The following is a 7,310-nucleotide window of genomic DNA, read 5'->3' on the forward strand; positions in this document are numbered from 1 at the left end:
AGCTTGCGGCGACGAAATCGCCCGTGACCTTCTCCTCGCGAAAATACGCGACGCAGAGCATGATGTGAACTGCGAGTGAAAATTTTATACCTACCTGCATAGCCGACCTTGATTTAAATTTAAAACCGCACGTTAGTTTTGTGCGGCGTTATTTTAGCTAAATTACGCAAAATTTTAAGCTCACGCTCTCTCGCCGACGGCGGTAAAGCGCTTTTGCACGAAGGCGCCGTTTTTTAGCTCGTCTATGACCGCAAGCGCTAGGTCTGCGTAGCTGATGTAGCTCTCGTTTTTGGAGTTTAGTATTAGATTATCGCTGCCAAGGACGTATTTGCCCGTGCGAGCGCCATTTGCGTCGTAGTCTCCGGCAGGCGAGACGTATGTCCATAGCACGTCGCTTCTGTCTTTTAGCTCAAAAAACGACTCCGCCGTAGCCTTAGCGACGCCCATGTACCCAGCAGGAAAGCTTGGCGTATCCATAACCATCGTCTGCTTATCGTCCACGTATAGCGTACCCGCGCCGCCGATGACTAGTAGTCTCGTTTTCGTACCGCTAAGCGCGTCTGCAAGGTGTTTTGCTACCTTTTTATGAAGCCCAAATGTTTCGGGCGTCCAAGCCGCAAATGCGCTGATAACAGCGTCAAAGCCAGCTAGATCGGTCTTTGTTAGTTCAAAAATATCTTTGTAGACTACTTTAACGTCGCCGTTTTTATACTCTTTGTTTCGCACGATCGCCGTGACGTCATAGCCTTGTTTTAGGACCTCTTTTACTAAATTTACGCCTGTTTTGCCGTTTGCACCTATGATTGCTATTTTCATTGTTTTCCTTTAAATTTGATTTGTTTGATCGCACAACCGCTGCGCTCGCCCCGCAGGGCGCGTCTTGCCCGCCGCACGGTTTAAAATTTACACCCGCGCTTTGTCACATGCTTGTCTTGCGAAATTTTACAGCCAGCTGGGCTTCACATCGTCGTTTATCACGCCGTCGCCATTAGTATACTGCTCCAGGCTGCCGCGTTTGGTCTGTATACAGATAAACTTCATCCCCTGCGCTCCCGCCTTGAAGCATCTTTTGCCTGCCGGATCGATGCGGATCGCGTCACCCTCGCTGACCGCCGTCTCCTCGCCGTCGATAAAAAGCGTACCGCCGCCTTTTAACACCAAGTAAAGCTCCTCGTTTTGCTTGTGCGAATGCACGAACGGCACGCTCACGTTTGCGGGAAGCTCGTTGATAGAGAGCTCACAGCCGCTTAAGCCTAGAGCGTCTTTTAGCTCGACTCTCGGCGCATTTTTCGTTGAAACAATCTTGTAGTTTGACATCTTTGTCTCCTTAAATTTTTTGTTGTAATGCTATAAATTACAACTGATGAGCGAAGTATAATAAAATTTTGTTATAATGTCAAGAGTTACAACAGAAATTCCAAAATTTGACGCAAAATTTAAAATCAACTAAAATCCGCGCGATTTTAACCAAAGGAATTTTATGCAAAATAGCGCATTTAAGACGCTAACGCTCATCGCAAAGAAAAATTTTAAAAAGCTGTTCTTGACGTTTAGCCTGGTTTTAGCGGAAAACGGACTGTTTCTCGTCTATCCCGTACTAGCCGGCATAGCCATAAACGCCATCGTAGCCGGCGACACGATTTTGGCGCTTAGCTACTCGGGCTTGGTGTTTGTCGGCTGGGGACTTGGCTCGATTAGGCGGCGTGTGGATACGCAGGTATTTACTAAGATATATGCAGGACTTGCCGTAAGCGTGATAATGAACGAAAAAAGAGCCGCAAAAGACGAAAGCGCCGTAATCGCAAGAGCAAATTTATCTCGCGAATTTGTGGATTTTTTCGAGCAGCATTTTCCCGTGTTTTTTACCTCGGTCGTCTCGATTTTCGGCTCGGCGATCATGCTTTTATTTATCGAGTTCTACGTGGGTTTGGCTGTTTTTGCCCTGCTCGCGATTTTTGGAGTTTTGCTACCCAAATACATCGCCAAAAACGATCGCTTGTATCTAAAGCTAAACAACCAGCTAGAGTGCGAAGCCAGACGCATAAGCGTAGGCGATGAGCGCACGCTAAAGCGCCACTACGACGTGCTATCAAAGCTTCGTATCCGCATCTCAAACAGAGAAGCGATGAGCTTTTTTATCATCGGCGCGAGCGCGGCGGCGATTTTTAGCTTGGCGATATTTTTGCTCTCAAGCAAGCAGGCAAACGCGGGCCACATCTACTCGGTGCTTACCTATCTTTGGACGTTTGCGATCAGCCTTGATGACGCGCCGAGGCTGATAGAGGAGTTTAGCAAACTAAAAGACATCGGCAAGCGCGTAAACATCGAGTTAGAGGGAGATTTGGCTAAAATTTAAGCGCTTTTTTTGGGGTATAATGTACCTAAAATTTATCGAAAAACGAGGTCAAAATGCACGAAAATCACGCCCATCACGAGCATTCGCACACGTCAAATAAAATTGTTTTGAGAAATTCCTTCCTTATAATATCCGCTTTTATGCTGATCGAGATTGCGGGCGGTTTCGCGACAAACTCGCTCGCCCTGCTCTCAGACGCCGGACACATGCTCTCGGACGCCGCGGCGCTCGGGCTTTCGCTGTTTGCGTTTAAATTCGGCGAACGCAAAGGCAATCTGCAAAAAACCTTCGGCTACAGGCGGATCGAAATTTTAACCGCGACGATAAACGCACTCGCCCTCGTCGCGATCGCCGTTTTGATCGTCATCGAAGCGGCGCGGCGATTCCAAAACCCGCCCGAAGTAGCCACCGCGGGTATGCTTGCCATCAGCACGCTGGGGTTCGCCGTAAACATCGTCGTGGCGCTTTATATGCTGCGCGGCGGCGACGTGAGAGAAAACGTCAATATGCGCGGCGCCTACCTACACGTACTGGGCGACGCTCTGGGCTCGGTGGGCGCGATCGCGGCGGCCGTGCTGATGATGTGCTTTGGCTGGGGCTGGGCGGATGCGGCGGCTAGCGTGCTCGTGGCCGCGCTCATCGTAAAAAGCGGCTGGGGCGTGCTAAAAGAGAGCCTAAACATCCTAATGGAGGGCTCGCCAAAGGGCGTGAGCCTGGACGCGCTCGTCGAGCAGATCAGGGGCGTGGACGGCGTGCTTTCGGTGCACGACCTGCACGTCTGGAGCATCACGAGCGGCGCAAACGCGCTCACGGCTCACATCGTAGTTAGCGGCGAGCTAAGCGTGCGCGAGGCGGAGCGGATCTTGCGCGAAATATCGCACGAAATGGAGCATCTGGGCATCACGCACACGACGTTACAGCTTGAAAGTAGCGATAACGATTGCGGCGGCGAGCTCATCTGCGAGGTGCGCTCTAGCGGCGCAGGCGGGCATTTGGGGCATAGTCATTAAATTTTGGATTTGGAATTTTGCTCAACTTATAGTTTTGAAATTTAGCTTGATTTGGAATTTAAAATTTGGTTCGATTTTTAAATTTTAAAATTTTGCCCGCGCCGTGTAATTTCGGAATTTTGAAATTTCGAGATTTTAAATTTTAAAATTTTACGCTCGTTGTGAAATTTTAAATCCTTTCGCATGGCGGAATTTTAAAATTCTGCTCCACAGACGCCGTTTCAAAATCAGGCGCCGCGCGCGCAAAATAGTAGAATTTTACGCAGCGGATCGTCGTACCATTCAAAACGGCGCCTATACGCATTTGCGGAATTTTCAAATTTGACTAGAACGGCAGGCTAGCAATCATGGCGAAATTTATCGGACGCACGGAGTGGTTTTAAATTTAGCCAAACGCCTTTCATTTTAATAGCGCTGAAATGACATAGCGCGCTACATTTTTAATTTAGCCAGCATACCGCGCCGCTAAATTTTAAAATTCCACGCGCGAATTGAGCTGTAAATTGAGCCGCAAATTTAAACTGTGCATCAAAATTTTGGCTAAATTCACTCATCAAATTTTCCTGCCGATTTGAGCCTGTTAAAAGCAAATTTGCCGTATAATCTCGCGAAATTTCAGGGAGCCAAGGTGCGCAAAAACATAAAATACCTAATTTACAAGTTTCTTTTAGGCAATGTCTTTTTGGCAGTTTTTTTGATTTCATTTTACGTTGCTTCATTGCACCTCTCAAAACTTTTAAATGTTGATATAATAGACCTTTTGAAGGGATATTTTTTATTCCCGGGCGATATTCGTCTGCCTTTTACGACGGTAATTCTTGAGTTATTTTCCTTCTATATCAGTAGCAGTTTGAGCGATTTTTATGTCAAAGGCATCGATCGTAAGTTAAATTTTATATTTTTCATCGCCTTTGCAACGATAGGAATTTTAGCCCTTACCGCCATTATTCTTATCGCAACATTCGGTTTTATGATATATGGTATGGATTTAGATAAAAAACTAATGGCAATTTTATCCGCCGCGGCATTATTCATGGGCATCTGCTCAACGGTATATTTATTTCGCAAAAGCGATTACGAGCTCGGTAAATTTTTACAAATCATCAGCCGAAAAAGAAGCGGGGAGATCGATAAAAAACTATTCCCTATCTTGCTGCTTATTATATCTGCAACTTGGTTGGGCCTTATCTTTTTTGCATCTAGATAAAGCTAAATGCCCAGTTTAAATTTCGTCCGTATGCGCTAAATTTAATAGGCGTAAATCACCCGCACGGCGCGACGGAATTTTAAGCACGAAATATTTTTTATCAAAATTTAAACCTACGCATTATAATTGCAAGAATTAAAAAGGACGACAATCGGTTATGAAAAAACATATATTAATCGCGATTTTAGGCTTACTTTGCGCCTTTATAGATATTAATTACATAGGTTTTCTTATCGCATTAAATTTGATGGTAGTCTTGGTTTGCGCCGCTTTTCCTTTTATGAAAAAGAATTATATATTTTTTCTACTGCTTGTCGTAAATTTAGCTTTGTATTTTAACGCTATCGACACTCCTTTTGAAAAGCCCGAGCTTTGGACTTATAGCATACCCACACTGGCAAATGCGACATATGTGCTAGTCGCTTTAGTTTATGCTTCGGGATTTGTCGCTTTTGTCCCGCTTGCGGCATACATCTGTTTTTTATACTCGCTCTGCGTCGTTGCTTGCGGCATACGTGAAAAATTTCAAAGCTTACGCTAAATTTGCGATCAAAATTTTAAGCTGCTATTGCGTATAATTTCGCAGAATTTTAAGGATTGCGTATGAAAATATATTTCTATAAATTACTTTTAGGCATCTTACTGACGGGCATATTCTCGTTCTCGCTCGGCTTTACTTTATCGCACGTAGGCATCATATCAAATGCGGTTTTTGGCGTACCGCTATTGCCCTACGCTTCCTTGGGCGCCGAGGTCGCAAAAGCTATCCTAACGATAATATCCGCATTTTATATCGCAAATAAAATTATTAATTTTCGCATTTTAGGCATCGATTGCAAGCTAAATTTTATATTTTTTATCGCCTTTTCGACGATAGGCGTGATTATCGTTTCTTTTCTGTCTTTGTTTTTGATTTTCGGCATGATCGTATGGCAGAAATCTGATACGGCATTTGCGGCGATGTGCCTATCCCTCGGATCGATTTGGACCGCCTGGCTATTTCATATCAGTGAATACAAGCTTGGGGCTTTCTTGCAAAATTGCAGCCCTAAAAGGAAATATAATATAGATAAAGTGCTAGTGTTCGTCATAATAATAATAGTTGCGCTGATTTTTATATCGGCAGTAATATAAACCTTTCATTTTAAAATTTTAAACCAGCCGTAGAATTCGTTCGCTTCTAGGTGCGGATCGCCCGCGCTGGAGATGAAAAGCGGCCGTAGCGCGGTATTTGCTCTAAAATTTCCCGCGTCCCTCATCTGCGCGCTGTAAAAAATAAGCGCGTGGCTCGCAAACTGCGCAAACTCGTCAAACGAGCTCGCACCCGCTTCTATCATCGTTACTTTCGCGTCCACAGGCAGCGACTGCGAGACCTCTACCTTGCGATCCGCGACGCCGAAAAGCGGAATGCTCGCATCAAAATCCGAAAGCTCGCGGCGCGAGTATATCCAAACATCGGGCGCGCGCGGCTTTAGGTTTTGCGGCGCAACGCGCGCGTCTAGCGCCGACATATCGGCTCTGCCTGCCGAAGCGCTAATTTCGTCAAATTTAGCCGCACGCACATCCAGCGTCGGTCTGTCGGCGCGCACGGTCTGCCCGCCCACGCCTACGTAATCGCACACGCCGCGCAGCTCGTGCACGAACGCGCGCTGCTTCTCGCTGCCGATCCGCCCATGCACCGCGCCGTTTAGCGTGGCGTTGATTTTTATAAAGCAAAAACCGCTCTCGCGCGCCAGATAAAACGGTTCCGCAAGCTCCGTCGCCGCGGCGCGGCAAACGTCAAATTTCACCTCTATGCCACCGCGGCATAAAATTTCCGCACCGCCCGCAGCCTGCGCGTTCGTATCGCGCGCGCCGATTACCACGCGCGATAGCCCGAGCTGTGCCAAAAGCTCGGCGCAAGACGGGGTCTTGCCGCGGTGCGCGCAAGGCTCGAGCGTGACGTAGGCGCAAGCGCCGCGCAAAAGCCCGCCATGGCGGTTTAAGATGAAATCATAGGTGAAGCTTGGCTGCAAGAGTGCGCTTTTCAGAGCCTTTGTGTTTTGAAATTTAACGCCGAATTTGCGGGCGTATTCGCAAGCGAAATCCTGCGCAAAATTTGCGTCCAGATCGCACAGCACGGCAAAAACAGCATTTGCCTCGGCGTGTAAAAAGCCCGCCTTTTTATGCGCGCCTATGCCAAGAACCCTGCCGCCCCTATCCAGAAGTACGCAGCCCACGGCGGGGTTGGGTAGCGTCAGAGCCTGATAGCGCCACGCAGCCCGCAGCGCCAAATCCATGTAAAATTCGTCGTTCATACAAAATCCAAAATTTAAATTGTCCTGCTCCGCCGCGATTGCTTAGCCGAATTGCGGCTAGTCGGCAACCTTCTCTGCCCGCAACAGATTACGCCTCGGACGCAACCCGCTTGCCCGCCTACGCTCGCCCGTGCCGTACCGATGCCGACTCACGTTCCAAATACGTTTGCCGCTACAAGCCTCGCTTTAAGCGCCAAATTTATCAGAGTGCAAGCCGCGCGCCGTATGTGTAGGAGCAAGATTCCGCGCGGGAACAAAACTGCGAAATCTTACCACAGGTTTTAGAATTTTATCCTAAATCGTAAATTTTGCGGCGTCCGTTTCGCGCGCCAAAATTTTCGCCTATCGTGCAAACGAACGTCTACCAATAGCGCGCATAAACGCGGATTTTGCGAAGTCAAATTTTAATGGAGCGCTAGGGCAAAACAGCGAGCGGGCGC

The 7,310-nt window shown here is 47.5% G+C and carries 8 protein-coding genes; 5 read left to right on the forward strand and 3 right to left on the reverse strand.

Annotated features, from left to right (window positions below):
- Positions 1-180: 180 nt before the first annotated feature.
- Together Q0257_RS10875 and Q0257_RS10880 are read right to left on the reverse strand one after the other, a co-directional pair.
- Complete coding sequence (locus Q0257_RS10875) at positions 181-816, reverse strand: NAD(P)H-binding protein (RefSeq protein ID WP_298024767.1); 636 nt, start codon at positions 814-816, stop codon at positions 181-183.
- A 126-nt stretch (positions 817-942) separates the two neighbouring features.
- On the reverse strand, positions 943-1,317 hold the full coding sequence (locus tag Q0257_RS10880) for a cupin domain-containing protein (RefSeq protein WP_298024769.1): 375 nt from the start codon (positions 1,315-1,317) through the stop codon (positions 943-945).
- 163 nt (positions 1,318-1,480) lie between these two features.
- On the opposite strand from Q0257_RS10880, the gene Q0257_RS10885 reads away from it, so the two are divergent.
- From Q0257_RS10885 to Q0257_RS10905, 5 genes are all read left to right on the forward strand, one after another.
- On the forward strand, positions 1,481-2,356 hold the full coding sequence (locus tag Q0257_RS10885) for an ABC transporter six-transmembrane domain-containing protein (RefSeq protein WP_298024771.1): 876 nt from the start codon (positions 1,481-1,483) through the stop codon (positions 2,354-2,356).
- Between the two features lie 53 nt (positions 2,357-2,409).
- Positions 2,410-3,366: a cation diffusion facilitator family transporter gene (locus Q0257_RS10890; RefSeq protein WP_298024773.1), complete on the forward strand. Its 957-nt coding sequence runs from the start codon at positions 2,410-2,412 to the stop codon at positions 3,364-3,366.
- A gap of 628 nt (positions 3,367-3,994) precedes the next feature.
- Positions 3,995-4,573 carry a hypothetical protein gene (locus Q0257_RS10895; protein WP_298024775.1) on the forward strand — a complete coding sequence of 193 codons (579 nt, stop codon included), beginning with the start codon at positions 3,995-3,997 and terminating at the stop codon, positions 4,571-4,573.
- Positions 4,574-4,730: 157 nt separating this feature from the next.
- Positions 4,731-5,114 (forward strand): transporter, encoded by a 384-nt coding sequence (locus Q0257_RS10900; protein ID WP_298024777.1) that lies wholly within the window; start codon positions 4,731-4,733, stop codon positions 5,112-5,114.
- Between the two features lie 62 nt (positions 5,115-5,176).
- On the forward strand, positions 5,177-5,707 hold the full coding sequence (locus Q0257_RS10905; RefSeq protein ID WP_298024779.1) for a hypothetical protein: 531 nt from the start codon (positions 5,177-5,179) through the stop codon (positions 5,705-5,707).
- Positions 5,708-5,712: 5 nt separating this feature from the next.
- Here Q0257_RS10905 and ribD read toward each other — a convergent pair whose 3' ends face one another.
- Positions 5,713-6,870 carry a bifunctional diaminohydroxyphosphoribosylaminopyrimidine deaminase/5-amino-6-(5-phosphoribosylamino)uracil reductase RibD gene (gene ribD, locus Q0257_RS10910; RefSeq protein ID WP_298024781.1) on the reverse strand — a complete coding sequence of 386 codons (1,158 nt, stop codon included), beginning with the start codon at positions 6,868-6,870 and terminating at the stop codon, positions 5,713-5,715.
- Positions 6,871-7,310: the final 440 nt, after the last annotated feature.

This window comes from uncultured Campylobacter sp. (genome assembly GCF_938018035.1).
GTDB lineage: Bacteria > Campylobacterota > Campylobacteria > Campylobacterales > Campylobacteraceae > Campylobacter_B.